Annotated in this window: 15 protein-coding genes; 13 read left to right on the top strand and 2 right to left on the bottom strand. The window is 72.4% G+C overall.

Going from position 1 to position 19,497, the window contains the following annotated elements:
- The first annotated feature begins 63 nt into the window (after nt 1–63).
- The 6 genes from DEP02_RS08580 to DEP02_RS08555 all read left to right on the top strand — a co-directional run bounded on the left by DEP02_RS08580 (nt 64) and on the right by DEP02_RS08555 (nt 7,371).
- Nucleotides 64–2,808 (top strand): DNA translocase FtsK, encoded by a 2,745-nt coding sequence (locus DEP02_RS08580; protein ID WP_198668349.1) that lies wholly within the window; start codon nt 64–66, stop codon nt 2,806–2,808.
- A gap of 278 nt (nt 2,809–3,086) precedes the next feature.
- A complete protein-coding gene (locus DEP02_RS08575; RefSeq protein WP_112466751.1) occupies nt 3,087–3,929 on the top strand; it encodes a helix-turn-helix domain-containing protein in 843 nt (280 codons plus the stop codon).
- Between the two features lie 113 nt (nt 3,930–4,042).
- Complete coding sequence (rimO, locus tag DEP02_RS08570; RefSeq protein ID WP_112466750.1) at nt 4,043–5,515, top strand: 30S ribosomal protein S12 methylthiotransferase RimO; 1,473 nt, start codon at nt 4,043–4,045, stop codon at nt 5,513–5,515.
- Nucleotides 5,512–6,342 carry a CDP-diacylglycerol--glycerol-3-phosphate 3-phosphatidyltransferase gene (gene pgsA / locus DEP02_RS08565; protein WP_112466749.1) on the top strand — a complete coding sequence of 277 codons (831 nt, stop codon included), beginning with the start codon at nt 5,512–5,514 and terminating at the stop codon, nt 6,340–6,342. Before rimO ends, pgsA begins: the two co-directional genes overlap by 4 nt.
- Nucleotides 6,339–6,884: a CinA family protein gene (locus tag DEP02_RS08560; RefSeq protein WP_112466748.1), complete on the top strand. Its 546-nt coding sequence runs from the start codon at nt 6,339–6,341 to the stop codon at nt 6,882–6,884. The genes pgsA and DEP02_RS08560 overlap by 4 nt, the downstream gene beginning before the upstream one ends.
- A gap of 109 nt (nt 6,885–6,993) precedes the next feature.
- Nucleotides 6,994–7,371, top strand: coding sequence for a helix-turn-helix domain-containing protein (locus tag DEP02_RS08555; protein WP_018564735.1), 378 nt, complete (start codon nt 6,994–6,996; stop codon nt 7,369–7,371).
- 488 nt (nt 7,372–7,859) lie between these two features.
- Here DEP02_RS08555 and DEP02_RS08545 read toward each other — a convergent pair whose 3' ends face one another.
- Nucleotides 7,860–8,705, bottom strand: a complete 846-nt coding sequence (locus DEP02_RS08545) for an Fpg/Nei family DNA glycosylase (protein ID WP_112466746.1) — start codon at nt 8,703–8,705, stop codon at nt 7,860–7,862.
- A gap of 53 nt (nt 8,706–8,758) precedes the next feature.
- Nucleotides 8,759–13,672 (bottom strand): ATP-dependent helicase, encoded by a 4,914-nt coding sequence (locus DEP02_RS08540; RefSeq protein ID WP_112466745.1) that lies wholly within the window; start codon nt 13,670–13,672, stop codon nt 8,759–8,761.
- A gap of 109 nt (nt 13,673–13,781) precedes the next feature.
- On the opposite strand from DEP02_RS08540, the gene DEP02_RS08535 reads away from it, so the two are divergent.
- The 7 genes from DEP02_RS08535 to recX all read left to right on the top strand — a co-directional run bounded on the left by DEP02_RS08535 (nt 13,782) and on the right by recX (nt 19,488).
- On the top strand, nt 13,782–14,774 hold the full coding sequence (locus DEP02_RS08535) for an AraC family transcriptional regulator (protein WP_232839015.1): 993 nt from the start codon (nt 13,782–13,784) through the stop codon (nt 14,772–14,774).
- Complete coding sequence (locus DEP02_RS08530) at nt 14,675–15,394, top strand: AzlC family ABC transporter permease (protein ID WP_232839017.1); 720 nt, start codon at nt 14,675–14,677, stop codon at nt 15,392–15,394. Before DEP02_RS08535 ends, DEP02_RS08530 begins: the two co-directional genes overlap by 100 nt.
- Nucleotides 15,391–15,699 (top strand): AzlD domain-containing protein, encoded by a 309-nt coding sequence (locus DEP02_RS08525; RefSeq protein ID WP_112466743.1) that lies wholly within the window; start codon nt 15,391–15,393, stop codon nt 15,697–15,699. Before DEP02_RS08530 ends, DEP02_RS08525 begins: the two co-directional genes overlap by 4 nt.
- Nucleotides 15,700–15,791: 92 nt before the next feature.
- Nucleotides 15,792–15,986 carry a DUF3046 domain-containing protein gene (locus tag DEP02_RS08520; protein WP_112466742.1) on the top strand — a complete coding sequence of 65 codons (195 nt, stop codon included), beginning with the start codon at nt 15,792–15,794 and terminating at the stop codon, nt 15,984–15,986.
- A 60-nt stretch (nt 15,987–16,046) separates the two neighbouring features.
- Complete coding sequence (locus tag DEP02_RS08515; RefSeq protein WP_112466756.1) at nt 16,047–17,318, top strand: AI-2E family transporter; 1,272 nt, start codon at nt 16,047–16,049, stop codon at nt 17,316–17,318.
- Nucleotides 17,319–17,542: 224 nt separating this feature from the next.
- A complete protein-coding gene (recA, locus tag DEP02_RS08510) occupies nt 17,543–18,670 on the top strand; it encodes a recombinase RecA (RefSeq protein WP_112466741.1) in 1,128 nt (375 codons plus the stop codon).
- A 2-nt stretch (nt 18,671–18,672) separates the two neighbouring features.
- The gene (gene recX, locus DEP02_RS08505) at nt 18,673–19,488 is read left to right on the top strand and encodes a recombination regulator RecX (protein ID WP_112466740.1); all 816 of its coding nucleotides are present in this window, start codon (nt 18,673–18,675) and stop codon (nt 19,486–19,488) included.
- Nucleotides 19,489–19,497: the final 9 nt, after the last annotated feature.

Below are 19,497 nucleotides of genomic sequence, written 5' to 3'. Positions count from 1 at the left end.
CACGAACGGGTGAAGCCCTGGGCACACGTGTCCGCTGTCGTCTCCACCGGTAACCTCGCACCCATGGCCTCACGTCCCTCCGCAGCCAAGAAGCAGCCCGCGAAGAAGGCGGCCGCTCCCGGGGCGGCTCCGGCGAGGAAGGCCGCTGCGAAGAAGGCCCCCGCCAAGAAGGCGCCTGCCAAGAAGGCCGCGGCGGGAAAGCCCGCGCCCAGACCCGCGCCCAATCCGACCGGGGGTGTGTACCGGATCGTGCGCGCCCTCTGGCTCGGGCTCGCGCACGCCGTCGGCGCCGTGTTCCGCGGGATAGGGCAGGGCGCCAGGAACCTCGACCCCGCGCACCGCAAGGACGGCGTCGCCCTGCTGCTGCTCGCCGTCGCCCTGATCGTCGCCGCCGGTACCTGGGCCGATCTGCACGGGCCCGTCGGCGGTCTCGTCGAGATCCTGGTGACCGGGGCCTTCGGCCGCCTGGACCTGCTCGTGCCGATCCTGCTCGCGGCCATCGCCGTACGCCTCATCCGGCACCCCGAGAAGCCCGAGGCCAACGGACGTATCGTCATCGGCCTGTCCGCGCTGCTGATCGGCGTGCTCGGACAGGTCCACATCGCCTGCGGTTCGCCCGCCCGCGGTGACGGCATGCAGGCCATAAGGGACGCCGGCGGGCTCATCGGCTGGGGTGCGGCGACCCCGCTGACGTATGCCATGGGTGAGGTCCTCGCCGTACCGCTGCTGGTGCTGCTCACCGTGTTCGGCCTGCTGGTCGTCACCGCCACCCCGGTCAACGCGATCCCGCAGCGGCTGCGGCTGCTCGGAGTGAAGCTCGGCGTCCTGCCCGACCCGGAGGACACCGAGTACACCGAGTACACCGAGGACGACGCCCGCTACGAAGAGCAGTGGCGCGAGGCCTTGCCCGCGCGCCCCCGCAAGCGCCGGGGCGCCCCCCAGGAGTACGACCCCGACGGCGCCGAGCAGGAGGCCCTCTCCAAGCGCCGTGGCCGTCCCCGGCGCTCGGCCGTGCCGCAGCCGGACATGGGACGGCAGATGGACGCCGTGGACGTGGCCGCCGCTGCCGCCGCCGCACTCGACGGCGCCGTCCTGCACGGCATGCCGCCCTCGCCGGTCGTCGCCGACCTCACCCAGGGCGTCAGTGTCGCCGACCGCGCGGAGACGACGACCCCGGCTCCCGTACCGGCCGCGCGGGCCAAGGAGACCGCGCCCGCCCCCGCCCGGCCCCCCGCGCAGGAGAAGCCGGCCGGGGTCCCCGACCTCACCAAGACCCCGCCGCCGCAGACCCGCGACCTGCCGCCGCGCGCCGAACAGCTCCAGCTGTCCGGTGACATCACCTACTCCCTGCCCTCCCTCGACCTGCTCGAGCGGGGCGGCCCCGGCAAGGCGCGCAGCGCGGCCAACGACGCCATCGTCGACTCGCTCACCAACGTCTTCACCGAGTTCAAGGTCGACGCCCGCGTCACCGGGTTCACGCGCGGACCGACGGTCACGCGCTACGAGGTCGAACTCGGGCCCGCCGTGAAGGTCGAGCGCATCACCGCGCTGACGAAGAACATCGCCTACGCCGTGGCCAGCCCGGACGTGCGGATCATCAGCCCCATCCCCGGCAAGTCCGCGGTCGGCATCGAGATCCCCAACACCGACCGGGAGATGGTCAACCTCGGTGACGTGCTGCGCCTGGCGGAGGCGGCCGAGGACGACCACCCGATGCTGGTCGCGCTCGGCAAGGACGTCGAGGGCGGCTACGTGATGGCCAACGTCGCGAAGATGCCGCACATCCTGGTCGCCGGTGCCACCGGATCCGGCAAGTCGTCCTGCATCAACTGCCTGATCACTTCGGTCATGATGCGGGCGACCCCGGAGGACGTCCGCATGGTCCTCGTCGACCCCAAACGCGTCGAACTGACCGCCTACGAGGGCATCCCGCACCTGATCACGCCGATCATCACCAACCCCAAGCGGGCCGCCGAGGCGCTGCAGTGGGTCGTGCGCGAGATGGACCTCAGGTACGACGACCTGGCGGCGTACGGCTTCCGGCACATCGACGACTTCAACGCGGCCGTCCGCAGCGGCAAGGTGAAGGCGCAGGAGGGCAGCGAGCGGGAACTGCAGCCGTACCCGTACCTGCTGGTGATCGTCGACGAGCTCGCCGACCTGATGATGGTCGCGCCGCGCGACGTCGAGGACGCGATCGTGCGCATCACCCAGCTCGCGCGCGCGGCCGGCATCCACCTGGTGCTCGCCACCCAGCGGCCCTCCGTCGACGTCGTCACCGGTCTGATCAAGGCGAACGTGCCCTCGCGGCTGGCCTTCGCCACCTCCTCGCTGGCCGACTCGCGCGTCATCCTCGACCAGCCGGGCGCCGAGAAGCTGATCGGCAAGGGCGATGGGCTGTTCCTGCCGATGGGCGCGGGCAAGCCGACCCGTATGCAGGGCGCGTTCGTGACCGAGGAGGAGGTCCAGGCGGTCGTCCGGCACTGCAGGGACCAGATGGCGCCGGCCTTCCGGGACGACGTCGTCGTCGGCACCAAGCAGAAGAAGGAGATCGACGAGGACATCGGCGACGACCTCGACCTGCTGTGCCAGGCGGCCGAACTGGTCGTCTCCACGCAGTTCGGCTCCACCTCCATGCTGCAGCGCAAGTTGCGCGTCGGCTTCGCCAAGGCCGGGCGGCTGATGGACCTCATGGAGTCCCGGGGCATCGTCGGCCCCAGCGAGGGGTCCAAGGCGCGTGACGTCCTGGTGAAGCCCGACGACCTGGACGGAGTACTGGCCGTGATGCGCGGGGAGTCCGAGGGGTAGCGGGAAGAGACCGTCCGGTGGATGTGCTCGTTGCGGGTGGGTGCCTGGACCGTGATCCACCCGTTAGCGAGCGGCGGGCAACCGTTTCCCCTGGACATACGTCAAGTTGAGCGAGAGGACCGGTGCGCGGCCGACCCTGGGCGCGGCACCTGCCCCGCCGTCGGACTGTCCGGCCATTCCGACGGCGTACAAAGTCCTACCGCCGGGTCGCTCCATCCTTGACACCCACCTAGACTGAATCTCCAGCACAGGCGGCTACACGCTCGAAAGGCGCCCCCGTGTCCATCGGCAACTCCCCTGAAGACGAGCGTCCGTTCGAAGACGTACCCGAGGAAGACCGCCTCTCCGTCGGCCGTGCCCTGCAGGAGGCGCGCATCGCCGCCGGAATGACCGTCGAAGACGTCAGCAGCACCACCCGGGTCCGCACGGGCATCGTGCGCGCCATCGAGGCCGACGACTTCGCCCCCTGCGGCGGTGACGTCTACGCCCGCGGGCACATCCGGAACCTGGCGAGGGCCGTGCACCTCGACCCGGCCCCACTGCTCGCGCAGTACGAGGCCGTGAGCGGCGGCCGCCCCGCCCCCACCCCGGCCGCCCCCCTGTTCGAGGCGGAACGCATCCGCCCGGAGCGGCGCGGGCCCAACTGGACCGCGGCGATGGTCGCCGCGATCGTCGTCGTGGTCGGCTTCGTCGGTTTCACGGCCTTCAAGGGCGGCAGCGGCGAGACCGGCGCCAAGGAGCAGGTCGCCGAGGGCCCCACACCCACCGCCGACAGGACGGCCTCGCCCGCGCCGAAGAACAGCAAACCCGCCGAGCCGAAGCCGGAACCGTCCGACAGCGCCATCGCGGCCGCGCCGCAGGACAAGGTCACCGTGCAGGTCAGCGCCGCCAACGGGCGCAGCTGGATCTCGGCCAAGGACCACAACGGCCGGATGCTCTTCGACGGGCTGCTGAACAAGGGCGAGTCCAAGACCTTCCAGGACAGCACCAAGATCAACCTGATACTCGGCGACGCCGGCGCGATCCAGCTCTACGTCAACGGCAAGAAGATCGAGGACCAGTTCCAGCCGGGCGCCGTGGAGCGCCTCACGTACACCAAGGGCGACCCGCAGGTCGGATAGTACGCAGAACAGGGCTCCGAGCAGGCACACGGACGCACAGGGACAAGGGGTTGGCCAAGATCGGCCAACCCCTTCGACATGGGCTGTCACCGAGACAAAGTAGGCTTGAGCGCATGCCTGAACGCCGTACCGTCGCACTCGTCACTCTTGGCTGCGCCCGTAACGAGGTGGACTCGGAGGAGCTCGCAGGCCGTTTGGAGGCGGACGGCTGGCAGCTCGTGGAGGACGCCGCGGACGCGGACGTCGCCGTGGTCAACACCTGTGGCTTCGTGGAGGCCGCCAAGAAGGACTCCGTCGACGCCCTCCTGGAGGCCAACGATCTCAAGGACCACGGCAGAACGCAGGCGGTGGTCGCGGTCGGCTGCATGGCCGAGCGGTACGGCAAGGAGCTCGCCGAGGCCCTCCCGGAGGCCGACGGCGTACTCGGCTTCGACGACTACGCGAACATCTCCGACCGCCTGCAGACCATCCTGAACGGCGGCATCCACGCCTCGCACACCCCACGCGACCGCCGCAAGCTCCTGCCGATCAGCCCGGCCGAACGGCAGGACGCCGGCGCGGAGGTGGTCATTCCGGGGCACGGCCCCGCCGATCTTCCGGAAGGCCTCGCTCCGGCGTCGGGCCCGCGCGCGCCGCTGCGCCGCCGCCTGGACGGCGCCCCGGTCGCCTCGGTCAAGCTCGCCTCCGGCTGCGACCGGCGCTGCTCCTTCTGCGCCATCCCCTCCTTCCGCGGCTCCTTCATCTCCCGCCGCCCCAGCGACGTGCTGAACGAGACGCGCTGGCTGGCCGAGCAGGGCGTCAAGGAGATCATGCTGGTCTCCGAGAACAACACCTCCTACGGCAAGGACCTGGGCGACATCCGCCTGCTGGAGTCCCTGCTGCCCGAGCTCGCCGAGGTCGACGGCATCGAGCGGGTGCGGGTGAGCTACCTGCAGCCCGCCGAGATGCGCCCCGGACTCATCGACGTACTGACCTCCACCCCGAAGGTCGCCCCCTACTTCGACCTGTCCTTCCAGCACTCCGCGCCCGGCGTGCTGCGCGCCATGCGCCGCTTCGGCGACACGGACCGCTTCCTGGAGCTGCTGGACACCATCCGCGGCAAGGCGCCGCAGGCCGGCATGCGCTCCAACTTCATCGTCGGCTTCCCCGGGGAGTCCGAGGCCGACCTGGCCGAGCTCGAGCGGTTCCTGAACGGCGCGCGGCTGGACGCCATCGGTGTCTTCGGCTACTCCGACGAGGAGGGCACGGAGGCGGCGACGTACGAGAACAAGCTCGACGAGGACGTCGTCGCCGAACGCCTGGCACACATCTCCCGACTGGCCGAGGAACTCGTCTCCCAGCGCGCCGAGGAGCGCGTCGGCGAGACCCTGCAGGTGCTCGTCGAGTCCGTGGACGCCGAGGAGGGTGTCCACGGCCGGGCGGCGCACCAGGCGCCGGAGACGGACGGTCAGGTGCTGCTCACGGGCGGCGAGGGGCTGAGCGTCGGCCGTATGGTCGAGGCGAAGGTGGTCGGGACCGAAGGTGTCGACCTGGTGGCCGAGCCGCTGACGGACACGTCCGCGTGGAGCGAGGAGGCAGGCAGATGACCGGACTCCCGGCATCCGCGGCAGGCGGCTCCTCCGGCGCGCACGGGGCGGCCGCGGGGGCGGCCTCGCGCCGAACCGGCGTGGACAGGGCTGCGGACGCTCCTCTGACCTCCCGTGCTTCCCGTGCATCTTCCGGACCCGTCGGTTCCGTGGGTTCCGGTGGGGCGGACCGGTCCGCGGCGGGGCAGGGCGGTGACCGGTCGCCGCGAGGCGGGAAGATCACAGCCGCCGCCGTCAACCAGGCCAGCGTGTGGAACGTCGCCAATCTGCTGACCATGGTCCGACTGCTCCTGGTGCCCGGCTTCGTGTTCTTGATGCTGGCCGACGGCGGGTACGACCCGGCGTGGCGGTCGCTGGCCTGGGCGGCCTTCGCCATCGCCATGATCACCGACCTGTTCGACGGCCACCTGGCACGCAGGTACGACCTCGTCACCGACTTCGGGAAGATCGCCGACCCCATCGCCGACAAGGCGATCATGGGGGCGGCGCTGATCTGTCTCTCCGGGCTCGGCGACCTGCCCTGGTGGGTGACCGGAGTGATCCTCGGCCGGGAACTCGGGATCACGCTGCTGCGCTTCCTGGTCATCCGCTACGGCGTCATCCCGGCGAGCCGCGGCGGCAAGCTCAAGACGCTCACGCAGGGCGTGGCCGTCGGGATGTATGTGCTGGCACTGACGGGCTGGCTGGCCACCCTGCGGTTCTGGGTGATGGCCGCGGCCGTCGTGCTGACCGTGGCGACCGGCCTCGACTATGTGAGACAGGCCATTGTGCTGCGCAGGCGGGGAATCACCGAGCGCCGCGAGGCGTTGGAGGTGTCGGAAGCGTGAGTTCACCGGCCGCCGAGGTAGTGAGGCTACTCACGGTGAGGGGCGAGACGGTCGCCGTGGCCGAGTCGCTGACCGGTGGCCTGGTCGCCGCGGAGATCACCTCGGTGCCCGGGGCGTCCAAGGTGTTCCGCGGCGCGGTCACCGCCTACGCCACCGAACTCAAGCACCACCTGCTGGGTGTCGACGCCACCCTGCTGGCCGAGCGGGGAGCGGTGGATCCGCAGGTCGCGGCCCAGATGGCGGCCGGCGTGCGGAAGGCCCTGGGGACCGACTGGGGCGTCGCTACCACCGGGGTCGCCGGCCCCGACCCCCAGGACGGGCAGCCCGTCGGAACGGTCTTCGTGGCCGTGGACGGGCCCCTCACGACGGAAACCGGCGCCACCCATGGCGGGAAAACGACCGCGCTGCGGTTGAACGGCGACCGGGCGGAAATTCGTAGAGAGAGTGTACGGAGCGTACTTGCACTGCTTTTGGAGCAGATCGCGGGCGAACAGACTGGAAATGAGCGGGCACAGGATACGGAACGGAACGGGGGGTTTTGATGTTTGCAGCCCTGAGTGAACACGACATCGCTCCCCGCACGGCCGCAGCGCAAGGCGGTACGGTGGGGCATAAAGGATGCGGCTACGCGGTCCGAGGAGGGAGCCACCGATGATTCTGCTCCGTCGCCTGCTGGGTGACGTGCTGCGTCGGCAGCGCCAACGCCAGGGCCGTACTCTGCGCGAAGTCTCCTCGTCCGCCCGAGTCTCGCTCGGCTATCTATCCGAGGTGGAGCGGGGGCAGAAGGAGGCTTCCTCCGAGCTGCTCTCCGCCATTTGCGACGCGTTGGACGTACGGATGTCCGAGCTCATGCGGGAAGTGAGCGACGAGCTCGCCCTCGCCGAGCTGGCCCAGTCCGCTGCGGCCACCGATACCGTCCCCACGCCGGTTCGCCCGATGCTGGGTTCCGTGTCGGTGACCGGTGTGCCACCGGAACGAGTGACCATCAAGGCACCCGCCGCCGAGGCGGTGGACGTGGTCGCCGCGTGATTTGTCGCACACGCGCGTGAACTGACACATACGTGGTGAGGCCCCGGCCGGGGCTTCTCCGGGAGGACCCGGAGAGGCGCGGCCGGGGCCTTCACCTTGTCCGGGGGTTTACGGCGGCTTTCGCCGCCTTCCGTTTGCCGGTACCGGGTGGGGCCGTGATCGTGGAGGCCCGGATGGTGATACGGCGGTAATACGACGGCGAGCTGGAGGCGGTGGTGGGTGCGATGACGGGGCCGATAGTGCGCTGGGGGGCGGCCGTGGGGCTCGGAGTGGTGTGGTGGTGGGCGGTGCTGCGGCTGGTACTGTCCGGCGACGCGGGGGTGCTGGAGGGGACGGTCGCGGCCGGGGGGTGGGGGCCGAGCGTGCTGCCGGTGCACTGCGTGCCGAAGGAACGGCCGGGGAGGCGCTGGACGACGCGGCACCGCCATCCCACCGTTCGGAACCGCGCGGACCGCTCGGACCGCGCGGACGGAGAACCTGACGGGGCGTCAATCGACTGAGCGGTCACGGCGCTCCCGCCACCTCTGTGGGGAGCCCGGCGCCGGTGCCGGGCCGGACTGGCAGGTGGGGCACCAGTACGTGGGGCGCTCCCGGGCGCCGTCACCCTGGGCGGCCACGCGGACGGAGGTGCCGCAGCGCAGGCAGGGGCGCGGTGCCCGGCCGTAGACGAACAGATCCTGGCCATGCAGACCCGTGGTCCGGCGGACCGCGCGGTCGCGGTTGGCCTCCAGTAGCTTCCTGGCCAGGACGGGCAGCTTCGCGGCCCGGTCGGCGGGCAGGGCGCCGACGGGCAGCCACGGGGTCACGCCGAGCAGGAAGCAGAGCTCGCACATGTAGATGTTGCCGATACCGGCGAGGTTGCGCTGGTCGAGCAGGGCCTCGCCCAGCCGGCGGCCCGGGTCGGCGAGGAGGTTGGCCAGGGCCAGGCCGGGGTCCCAGTCGGGGCCGAGAAGGTCCGGGCCGAGGTGCGCGACGGTGCGCTCGTCATCGGTGGTGCGCAGCAGCTCCAGGACCTGCAGACGGTAGCCGACGGCCGCGCGGTCGGCGGTACCGAGCACGGCGCGGATCTGGTGGGCGGGGCCGCCCTTCCAGCGCTCACCGGCGCCGTACACCTTCCAGGCACCCTCCATCAGCAGGTGCGAGTGCAGCGTCAGACCGCCCTCGAAGCGGGTGAGCAGGTGCTTGCCGCGCGAGACCGTGCCCAGGACGGTCCGGCCGGTGAGGTCGACCGTGGCGTACTTCGGCACCCGGAAGTCGCTGCGGGTCAGCACCCTGCCCGCGAGGGCGTCGTGCAACCGCCTCGCGGTCCGCCAGACCGTGTCGCCTTCGGGCATGGGTCAAGGGTGACACGCGCGGGTGGACGGGTGCGTGGGTACGCCTGCTCGGCTCATGCGCGCAGGCGCAGGCCGCGCGGGGTGGCGATGAAGCCCGCTTCTTCCAGGAGGGTGCCCAGGGGAGAGGTCAGCGCCGGGGCGCCGTTGACACGTTCCACGGTGACCGTGCCCAGCGAGCCCGCGCGGGCGGCCTCGGCGAGTGCCTCGGCGGCCGCCCGTAGACGCGGGTCGTCGCCTGCCGCGCCGTCCGGGTCGGCGGGCCAGGCCAGCAGGGTCTTGCCGCCGCGCTCCATGTAGAGCGCCGGCTCACCGTCCACGAGCACCACCAGGGACCCGGCCTTGCGGCCCGGCTTGTGCCCCGCACCAGCCGGCGGCTCGGGCCAGGGCAGGGCGGCGCCATAGGCGTTCGCGGGGTCGGCGGCGGCGAGGACGACCGCCCGGGAGCCGGTGGAGGCGGTACGGTCACGGCGGCCACCGAAGCCGGAGCCGTACCGGAGGCTCTGCCCGCCGCCGTCCCATGGGCCGCCGTGACCCGGTGGGGCGAGGCCCCGGGGCGAGACGTACTGGCCCGGTGCGGGCCGGTCGGCGTCCAGCCAGTCGAACTCACCGCCCGGGTCGGCGGCGGGAAACCCGGTGTCGGTGCCACCGGGAAGCGGGGGGCCGTCGGGGGAACCGAAGCCGTCGGGACCACCGCCCCGGGAGCCCGTGCCGGGCAGGCCCTCGCCCCGCTCGCGTGCGCCTGCCACCGCGCGCAGCCGGTCGACCGCGCCGTCCATCGCGAACTGGGCGGCGCCCAGGCCCTCCACCACATAGCCCCGTCGGGCCCGGCCGCTCTCCTCGAAGGCGGACAGGATCCGGTACACCGCCGAGAACCCGCCCTCGACGCCCTCCGCCGACACCGCTCCCCGCGTGACCACGCCGTGCCGGTCGAGGAGGGTACGGGCCAGCGCGTGGGCGCGCACGGTGGGGTCGGGGTCGCGGACGGGCAGCAGCGACCAGCGGCCGGCGACGGTCGGCGGGCCCCTGCGGGAGGCGGGACGGGCGGCGGCCGTCAGGGAGCCGTAACGCCCGCGCGGGACCGCGCGCTTGGCCCGATGGGCCGTGGAACCGGCGGTGCGACCCGAGCCGAGCAGGGAACGCATCGGCGCGAGCGTGTCGTTGGTGAGCCGCCCGGACCAGGCCAGGTCCCAAAGAGCGTCGGCCAGTTGGGGATCCGTGGCCTCGGGATGGGTGGTCGCCCGCACATGGTCGGCGATCTGACGGAAGAACAGGCCGTAGCCTCCCGATAGGGCGTCCAGAACGGACTGGTGCAGGGCGGTCGGCTCCAGGGGGTGCGGTGGCGGCAGGAGCAGCGGGGCCGTGTCCGCCAGGTACAGGGAGACCCAGCCGTCCTTTCCGGGCAGCGCGCCCGCGCCCGCCCACACCACCTCGCCGGCCGCGGTGAGTTCGTCGAGCATCGACGGCGTGTAGTCCGCCACGCGGGACGGCAGGACCAGCTTCTCCAGCGCGGAGGCGGGCACGGACGCGCCCTGCAACTGCTCGACGGCGCGCACCAGTCCGTCGATGCCGCGCAGTCCGTGCCCCTTGCCGATGTGCTGCCACTGGGGCAGGAACTGGGCCAGCGCGGCCGGCGGCACCGGCTCCAGTTCGTGGCGCAGCGCGGCCAGCGAGCGGCGGCGCAGCCGGCGCAGCACGACCGCGTCGCACCACTCCTGCCCGATGCCCGCGGGGTGGAACTCGCCCTGGACGACACGGCCGTTCGCCGCGAGCCGGTGCAGCGCGCCCTCGGTGACCGCCACGCCCAGGCCGAAGCGGGCCGCGGCCGTCGCGGAAGTGAACGGGCCGTGGGTGCGGGCGTAGCGCGCGAGGAGGTCGCCCAGCGGGTCCTTCACCGGCTCGGTGAACGCCTCCGGGACACCCACCGGCAGGGCGGTGCCGAGCGCGTCGCGCAGCCGGCCGGCGTCCTCGATCGCGGTCCAGTGGTCGGCCCCGGCGATCCGGACCCGGATGACCCGGCGGGCCCCGGCCAGCTCCCGCGCCCAGCCCGGTTCGGCGCCCCGCTCGGCCAACTCGGCGTCGCTGAGCGGACCGAGCAGCCGCAGGACGTCGGCGACGCCCTCGACGTCCTTGACGCGGCGCTCCTCGGTCAGCCACTGCAGCTCCCGCTCCAGCTCCACCAGTACTTCGGCGTCGAGCAGTTCGCGCAGCTCCGCCTGGCCCAGCAGCTCGGCCAGCAGCCGTGAGTCCAGCGACAGCGCGGCGGCACGGCGCTCGGCGAGCGGCGAGTCCCCCTCGTACAGGAACTGGGCCACGTACCCGAAGAGCAGCGAGCGCGCGAAGGGCGACGGCTCGGGCGTGGTCACCTCGACCAGGCGCACCCTGCGGGACTCGACATCGCCCATCAACTCGACCAGGCCCGGGACGTCGAAGACGTCCTGCAGGCATTCGCGCACGGCCTCCAGGACGATCGGGAACGAGCCGAACTCGCTCGCCACCTGGAGCAGTTGGGCGGCGCGCTGACGCTGCTGCCACAGCGGGGTGCGCTTGCCCGGATTGCGGCGCGGCAGCAGCAGCGCGCGGGCGGCGCACTCGCGGAAGCGGGACGCGAACAGGGCCGAACCGCCGACCTGGTCGGTGACGATCCGGTCGACCTCGCCCTTGTCGAAGGTGACGTCCGCCGCGCCGACGGGCGCCTGCTCGGCGTCGTGCTCCAGGCCGCCCTTCACCGGCTCCTGGTCCAGCAGGTCCAGGCCCATCAGGTCGGCGTCGGGCAGGCGCAGCACGATGCCGTCGTCGGCATGCATGACCTGCGCGTCCATGCCGTACCGCTCGGACAGGCGGGCGCCGAGCGCCAGCGCCCACGGGGCGTGCACCTGGGCGCCGAAGGGGGAGTGCACCACGACCCGCCAGTCGCCCAGTTCGTCGCGGAAGCGCTCCACGACGATCGTCCGGTCGTCGGGGACGTGGCCGCAGGCCTCGCGCTGCTCGTCCAGGTAGGACAGGACGTTGTCCGCGGCCCATGCGTCGAGGCCGGCCGCCAGGAGCCTGGGCCGGGCGTCCTCCCTGGACAGGGAGCCGACCTCGCGCAGGAACGCGCCCACCGCGCGGCCCAGCTCCAGCGGCCGGCCCAGCTGGTCGCCCTTCCAGAACGGCAGCCGGCCCGGCACGCCCGGCGCGGGGGAGACCAGGACCCGGTCACGCGTGATGTCCTCGATGCGCCAGGAGCTGGTGCCGAGCGTGAAGACGTCGCCGACCCGGGACTCGTAGACCATCTCCTCGTCCAGCTCGCCGACCCGGCCACCGCCCTTCTTGGGGTCGGAACCGGCGAGGAACACCCCGAACAGGCCGCGGTCGGGGATCGTGCCGCCGGAGGTCACGGCGAGGCGCTGCGCGCCGGGGCGGCCGGTGACCGTGCCCGCCACCCGGTCCCACACCACGCGCGGGCGCAGCTCCGCGAACGCGTCGGACGGATAGCGCCCGGCGAGCATGTCGAGGACGGCTGTGAACGCCGACTCCGGCAGCGAGGCGAACGGCGCCGCCCGGCGGACCAGGGCGAGCAGCTCGTCGACCTGCCAGGTGTCCATCGCGGTCATCGCCACCAGCTGCTGGGCGAGGACGTCCAGCGGGTTGGCGGGCACCCTCAGGGACTCGATGGCGCCCGAGCGCATCCGCTCGGTGACCACCGCGGCCTGGACCAGGTCGCCGCGGTACTTGGGGAAGACCACACCGGTGGAGACCGCGCCGACCTGGTGCCCCGCGCGGCCGACGCGCTGCAACCCGGAGGCCACGGACGGCGGGGACTCCACCTGGACGACGAGGTCCACGGCGCCCATGTCGATGCCCAGCTCCAGGCTGGAGGTGGCGACCACCGCCGGGAGCCGGCCCGCCTTGAGGTCCTCCTCGACCAGGGCGCGCTGCTCCTTGGAGACCGAGCCGTGGTGGGCGCGCGCGATGACCGGCGGCGCGCCGTGCGCGGCGCCCGAGCCGCCCATCAGCTCGGCCGGGGAGTGGTGCTCGTCCGGAGACTGACCGGTCGCCCGCTCGTAGGCGATCTCGTTGAGCCGGTTGCACAGGCGCTCGGCGAGCCGGCGGGAGTTGGCGAACACGATCGTCGAGCGGTGGGCCTGCACCAGGTCGGTGATCCGCTCCTCGACGTGCGGCCAGATCGACGGCCGCTCCGCCTCGTCGTTGCCGTCGGCGGCCCGTGAGCTGCCGAGTTCGCCCAGGTCCTCGACCGGGACGACCACCGACAGGTCGAACTCCTTGGCGGACTCCGGCTGGACGATCTCCACCTTGCGGCGCGGCGAGAGGTAGCGGGCGATCTCGTCGACCGGGCGGACGGTCGCGGACAGCCCGATACGGCGGGCCGGCCTGGGCAGCAGCTCGTCCAGGCGCTCCAGGGACAGCGCCAGATGCGCGCCGCGCTTGGTGCCGGCGACCGCGTGCACCTCGTCCAGGATCACCGTTTCCACGCCGGTCAGCGCATCGCGCGTGGCCGACGTCAGCATCAGGAACAGTGACTCGGGAGTGGTGATCAGGATGTCCGGCGGGCGGGTGGACAGGGCGCGGCGCTCCGCGGCCGGGGTGTCGCCGGAGCGGATGCCGACCTTCACCTCCGGCTCGGGCAGACCCAGCCGAACGGATTCCTGGCGGATGCCGGTGAGGGGGCTGCGCAGGTTGCGCTCCACATCGACGGCCAGGGCCTTGAGCGGGGAGACGTACAGCGCCCGGCAGCGCTTCCTCGGGTCGGCCGGCGGCGGGGTGGAGGCCAGCTGGTCCAGGGCGGAGAGGAAGGCGGCCAGGGTCTTGCCGGAACCGGTCGGGGCGACCACCAGCACGTCCGAGCCCTCGTCGATGGCCCGCCACGCACCCGACTGGGCGGCGGTGGGCGCGGAGAAGGCCCCCGTGAACCAGCCGCGGGTCGCGGGGGAGAAGCCGTCGAGGGCCCGGTGTGCGTCGCCGACCATGCGTCCATCGTGCACCCGGCCACTGACAATGCCCTCTGACCTGGGCACACCGCGGCCCCGCGGGGGCCCCGCGTTCGGGCCGCCGCACCGACGGCGGAGAATCGGGGGCATGGCGGGAACAGCTGAGGAGCGGGCGCGGCACTGGCAGTACGAGGAGCTGCCCGGTGTCGATCTGCTGCGGGCCCGCTACGTCCGCAAGGAGTTCGTGCGGCACACGCACGAGCACTTCGTGATCGCCGCCATCGTCGAGGGCGTCGAGGTGTTCCACCACGGCGGGTCCGACCAGTACGCGGGGGCCGGGGCGCTCGCGCTGGTCAACCCCGACACGCCGCACACCGGGCGGGCGGGGGTGCCGGAGGGCTGGCGGTACGGCGCGGTGTATCCGGCGCCCGAGCTGGTCGCCGAGATCGCGGCGGAGACCACGGGCATCCGCGGGACGCCGGGATTCGTCAGTCCCGTGCTCGACGATCCGTACGCAGTCGGGCTGGTGCACCGGGTGCTGCGGGCCGCGGACGAGGGGAACGCGCTGGCCGCCGACACCCTGCTGCGGGTCGCCGTGACCCGGCTGCTGCGGCTCAACGGCGGCGCGCTGCCGCAGCGGGAGGTGCGCACGGCGGGGGCGCGGACCGCGGCACGCGCGCGTGCCGTCCTGGAGGAGCGGATGGCCGAGCCGCCGAGCCTGGAGAGGCTGGCGGCCGACCTTGGCAGCAGCCCGTTCGCGTTGCTGCGGGCCTTCCGGGACGTCTACGGGATGCCTCCGCACACCTGGCTGACCGACGCCCGGGTGCGTCGGGCCAGGCGGCTGCTGGAGACGGGAACCGCGCCCGCTCAGGCCGCCGCCGCCGTGGGCTTCACCGACCAGTCGCACCTGAGCCGGCACTTCTCCCGGATCGTGGGCGTGCCCCCGGGGGCCTACCAGCGCGAGCGCAAGAACGTACAAGACGCGAGGTCACGGCTTTTCCTACCCTCGACCGCGTGGCAGAACAGACAGCTCTCGCAGACATACGCACCGACGGCGGAGGAAAGCCCGACGCCGCCGTCGTACGGGACGCCCTCGGGGTCGGGGTCGCCGTCGGACTCTCCGGGTTCGCCTTCGGGGTGACCTCGGCGGGCAGCGGGCTCACAGTCCTGCAGACCTGTGTGCTCAGCCTGCTGGTGTTCACCGGTGCCTCCCAGTTCGCCCTGGTGGGGGCGCTGGCGGCCGGAGGCAACCCGTTCACGGCGGCCGCGGGCGCCTTCTTCCTGGGCGTGCGCAACGCCTTCTACGGGCTGCGCCTGTCGCAGCTGCTGGCCCTCCCGCGCGCGGTACGGCCGCTGGCCGCCCAGTGGGTCATCGACGAGACCACCGCGGTCACGCTGGCCCAGCCCACGCGGCGCGCCGCGCGGATCGGCTTCACCGTCACCGGGCTCACCCTGTACACGCTGTGGAACCTCACCACGCTGCTCGGCGCGCTGGGTGCCGAGGCCCTCGGCGACACCAGGGCATGGGGCCTGGACGCGGCCGGGCCCGCCGTGTTCCTGGCGCTGCTGGCGCCCATGCTGAAGACCGCCACCGAGCGGGCGGTGGCCGCTCTGGCGGTGCTTCTGGGGCTCGGGCTGCTGCCCGTGCTGCCGGCCGGGGTGCCGGTCCTGGCAGCCGGGCTCGCCGCGCCGGCCGTGCTGTACCTGAAGGGCCGCCGCGGGGACGGCGCCCGTGACGACGTACGAGAGGGAGACCGTTGAGCATCTGGATCGCGGTGGCCGTGACCGCTGTCGGCTGCTACGCCGTCAAGCTGGCCGGACTGCTCGTTCCGGCGGGTGCCCTGGAACGACCGCTGGTGAGGCGGCTCGCCGCACTGCTGCCCGTCGCGCTGCTGGCCGCGCTCACCGCCCAGCAGACGTTCGCCGACGGGCACGCGCTCGTGGTGGACGCGCGGGCCGCCGGGCTCGCGGCCGCCGCCGTGGCGCTGCTGCTGCGGGCGCCCTTCCTGGTCGTCGTCGGAACGGCCGTGGTGGTGACGGCCGGGGTGCGGGCCCTGACCGGGTGACGGCGGGCAGCGCACGAGGCGGCACGCGCGTGCGCTGCGGTGCGGCAGGCCGCCCCGCCTCGGGGGTGCCCCCGAGGCGGGATACTGGGGGCATGCGGTTGACGGTCTTCTGGGAGCGGATGGCGGAGCACTTCGGCGCGGGATACGCCGACACCTTCGCGCACGACCACGTGATGTCGGAGCTCGGCGGGCGTACGGTGCACGAGGCACTGGCGGCGGGCTGGGACGCCAAGGACGTGTGGCGTGTGGTCTGCCACGTCATGAACGTTCCGCGGGAGAGGCACTGACCGGTCGCGAGGATCGCGTGCCGGTACCGGACCGTCGGCGGCATGGGCGAGACTTGCACCGTGGCACCCACTGACGAGTCCGGGCAGACGGCTCAGCACGCACCCCCGTTCGGTACGCCGCCGCCTCCCCGGTCTCCGGTCCGGGGCGCCGCCGGGCCGAGCGCCCGCATGCCCCGCTGGCTGCCGCGCGCCATGGTGCTCGCGCTCGGCCTCGTCGCGGTCTTCCAGCTCGGCAGCTGGGCCTTCCACGAGCTGACCGGCCTGCTGCTCAACGTCCTCATCGCGTTCTTCCTGGCCCTGGCCATAGATCCGGCGGTGAGCCGCATGGCCGCCCTCGGCATGCGGCGGGGCTTCGCGACCTTCCTGGTCTTCCTCGCCCTGACGATCGCGACGGCCGGCTTCGTGACGCTGCTCGGCTCGATGCTCGCCGGGCAGATCATCAAGATGATCGAGGGCTTCCCCGAGTACCTCGACTCCGTCATCAACTGGGTCAACACCACGTTCCACACCGAGCTCAGACGGGTGGACGTGCAGGAGGAACTGCTCCACTCCGACTGGCTGCGCAGGTACGCGCAGAACAGCGCCGCGGGCGTGCTCGACGTGTCCGCCCAGGTGCTGGGCGGGCTGTTCCAGATGCTGACGATCACCCTGTTCTCGTTCTACTTCGCCGCCGACGGGCCGCGGCTGCGCCGCACCATCTGCTCCGTACTGCCGCCCGCCCGCCAGGCCGAGGTACTGCGCGCGTGGGAGATCGCCGTCGACAAGACCGGCGGCTACCTGTACTCGCGCGGCCTGATGGCGCTCATCTCGGGGATCGCCCACTACGTCCTGCTGCAGGCCCTGGAAGTGCCGTACGCGCTCGTGCTCGGCGTCTGGGTGGGTCTGGTCTCGCAGTTCATCCCGACCATCGGCACCTATCTGGCGGGCGCCCTGCCGATGCTGATCGCCTTCACGGTCGATCCGTGGTACGCGCTGTGGGTGCTGGTCTTCGTCGTGATCTACCAGCAGTTCGAGAACTACATGCTGCAGCCCAAGCTGACCGCGAAGACCGTCGACATCCATCCCGCGGTCGCCTTCGGGTCGGTCGTCGCCGGCACCGCGCTGCTCGGCGCGGTCGGCGCGCTGATCGCCATCCCCGCCGTCGCCACCCTGCAGGCCTTCCTGGGGGCCTACGTGAAGCGGTACGCCGTCACGGACGACCCCCGCGTCCACGGCCACCGCAGGGGTGACCCGGTACAGGGTCTGCTCACGCGCGCACGACGGCCGTGGGCAGCGCGGCAGCGGGCGGCGGAGGCAGGGGAGGACCCCGTCGGAGAGCGACCGGGACAGTAGACGCCACTCGGCGGAGCGTGGTGCGCGGTGCGCTTGACATGAAAATCGAACATCCATTCTCATGGGGGTTCCGGCGAGACTGGGCGAAGGGCGTTTCGCCCAGCTTTGTGGTAGCTCGTCCCCTGGTTGTCCACAGGTCGGACGTGCGTCGGGGCGTGTTGTCAGTGGCAGGCGTTAGCGTCTTTGACGTGAAGCGATCGACTCAAGCAAACCGGGTGGAACCCATGGCAGGAACCGACCGCGAGAAGGCGCTCGACGCCGCACTCGCACAGATTGAACGACAATTCGGCAAGGGCGCGGTCATGCGCATGGGCGAGCGGTCGAAGGAGCCCATCGAGGTCATCCCGACCGGGTCGACCGCGCTGGACGTGGCCCTCGGCGTCGGCGGCCTGCCGCGCGGCCGTGTCGTGGAGATCTACGGACCGGAGTCCTCCGGCAAGACGACCCTGACCCTGCACGCCGTGGCGAATGCGCAGAAGGCCGGCGGCCAGGTGGCCTTCGTGGACGCGGAGCACGCCCTCGACCCCGAGTACGCCAAGAAGCTCGGCGTCGACATCGACAACCTGATCCTCTCCCAGCCGGACAACGGCGAGCAGGCACTGGAGATCGTGGACATGCTGGTCCGCTCCGGCGCGCTCGACCTCATCGTCATCGACTCCGTCGCCGCGCTCGTCCCGCGTGCGGAGATCGAGGGCGAGATGGGCGACAGCCACGTGGGTCTGCAGGCCCGCCTGATGAGCCAGGCCCTCCGCAAGATCACCAGTGCGCTCAACCAGTCGAAGACCACGGCGATCTTCATCAACCAGCTGCGCGAGAAGATCGGCGTGATGTTCGGTTCACCGGAGACCACGACCGGTGGCCGGGCGCTGAAGTTCTACGCCTCCGTGCGCATCGACATCCGCCGCATCGAGACGCTGAAGGACGGCACCGAGGCGGTCGGCAACCGCACCCGTGTCAAGGTCGTCAAGAACAAGGTGGCCCCGCCCTTCAAGCAGGCCGAGTTCGACATCCTCTACGGCCAGGGCATCAGCCGCGAGGGCGGCCTGATCGACATGGGTGTGGAGCACGGCTTCGTCCGCAAGGCCGGCGCCTGGTACACGTACGAGGGCGACCAGCTCGGCCAGGGCAAGGAGAACGCGCGCAACTTCCTGAAGGACAACCCCGACCTGGCCAACGAGATCGAGAAGAAGATCAAGGAGAAGCTGGGCGTCGGAGTGCGGCCCGAGGAGCCGGACGCCGAGCCGGGCGCGGACGCCGCGGTCACCCCCGCCACGGCCGCCGCCGCCAAGACGGCGCCCGCCACGACGGCCGCCAAGACCACCAGGACCAAGGCCGCCGCAGCCAAGAGCTGACCGTGACACGACGAACCGACTGGGCCGACCACGAGTACGCAGCCTCCGGTGCCCCGCGGGGGAGGGGGTCCGGGGACGCCCCCGGGCCCGGTGCGGACCCGGACGGCGTGCCAGAAGACCACGCGTACGGGGATGACGAGGCAGGTGGTGGCCTGCGCCGCGCGGGTGGCTCACGCGTGGGTGGTGCACGCCGGGGCGGCTCGCGTGACGGCGGGTCGCACGGTGGACGCGGGCGTCGTCGGCATGGTTCCGGCGAGGCGTCCGCCGAGGACGGGGGCGCCCCCTCCGTGTCGAGGGCTGGGCAGGGGGAGCCTCCGGGGGACCCGGTGGAGCGGGCGCGCGCGATCTGTCTGCGCCTGCTCACCGGGACCCCGCGCACCCGCAAGCAGCTCGCGGACGCCCTGCGCAAGCGGGACATCCCGGACGACGCGGCGCAGGAGGTGCTGTCGCGGTTCGAGGAGGTCGGGCTGATCGACGACAGCGCGTTCGCGGACGCCTGGGTGGAGTCCCGGCACCACGGACGCGGACTGGCGCGGCGTGCGCTCGCCCGGGAGCTGCGGACCAAGGGTGTCGACGCGGCACTGATCGACGAGGCGGTCGGCCGGCTCGACGCCGAGCAGGAGGAGGCCACCGCGCGCGAGCTCGTCGCCCGCAGGCTGCGCTCCACCCGTGGCCTCGACCGCGACAAACGGCTGCGCCGCCTCGCCGGGATGCTCGCCCGCAAGGGCTACTCCGAGGGCCTGGCCCTGCGGGTGGTCCGGCAGGCACTGGAGGAGGAGGGCGAGGACACGGACCTCCTCGCGGACGAGGCGTTCTGAGACAGGCGC

The organism is Streptomyces triticisoli (assembly GCF_003270085.1).
In the GTDB taxonomy this organism is placed as follows: domain Bacteria; phylum Actinomycetota; class Actinomycetes; order Streptomycetales; family Streptomycetaceae; genus Streptomyces; species Streptomyces triticisoli.
This window is presented reverse-complemented; position numbering and strand designations above follow the sequence as displayed.

Bases quoted from the DNA above. Each gene is read 5' to 3' on its own strand.
- DEP02_RS08580 (WP_198668349.1), top strand. From the start codon at position 64: ATGGCCTCACGTCCCTCCGCAGCCAAGAAGCAGCCCGCGAAGAAGGCG.
- rimO (WP_112466750.1), top strand. From the start codon at position 4,043: ATGCCTGAACGCCGTACCGTCGCACTCGTCACTCTTGGCTGCGCCCGT.
- pgsA (WP_112466749.1), top strand. From the start codon at position 5,512: ATGACCGGACTCCCGGCATCCGCGGCAGGCGGCTCCTCCGGCGCGCAC.
- DEP02_RS08555 (WP_018564735.1), top strand. From the start codon at position 6,994: ATGATTCTGCTCCGTCGCCTGCTGGGTGACGTGCTGCGTCGGCAGCGC.
- DEP02_RS08545 (WP_112466746.1), bottom strand. From the start codon at position 8,705: ATGCCCGAAGGCGACACGGTCTGGCGGACCGCGAGGCGGTTGCACGAC.
- DEP02_RS08540 (WP_112466745.1), bottom strand. From the start codon at position 13,672: ATGGTCGGCGACGCACACCGGGCCCTCGACGGCTTCTCCCCCGCGACC.
- DEP02_RS08535 (WP_232839015.1), top strand. From the start codon at position 13,782: ATGGCGGGAACAGCTGAGGAGCGGGCGCGGCACTGGCAGTACGAGGAG.
- DEP02_RS08520 (WP_112466742.1), top strand. From the start codon at position 15,792: ATGCGGTTGACGGTCTTCTGGGAGCGGATGGCGGAGCACTTCGGCGCG.
- recA (WP_112466741.1), top strand. From the start codon at position 17,543: ATGGCAGGAACCGACCGCGAGAAGGCGCTCGACGCCGCACTCGCACAG.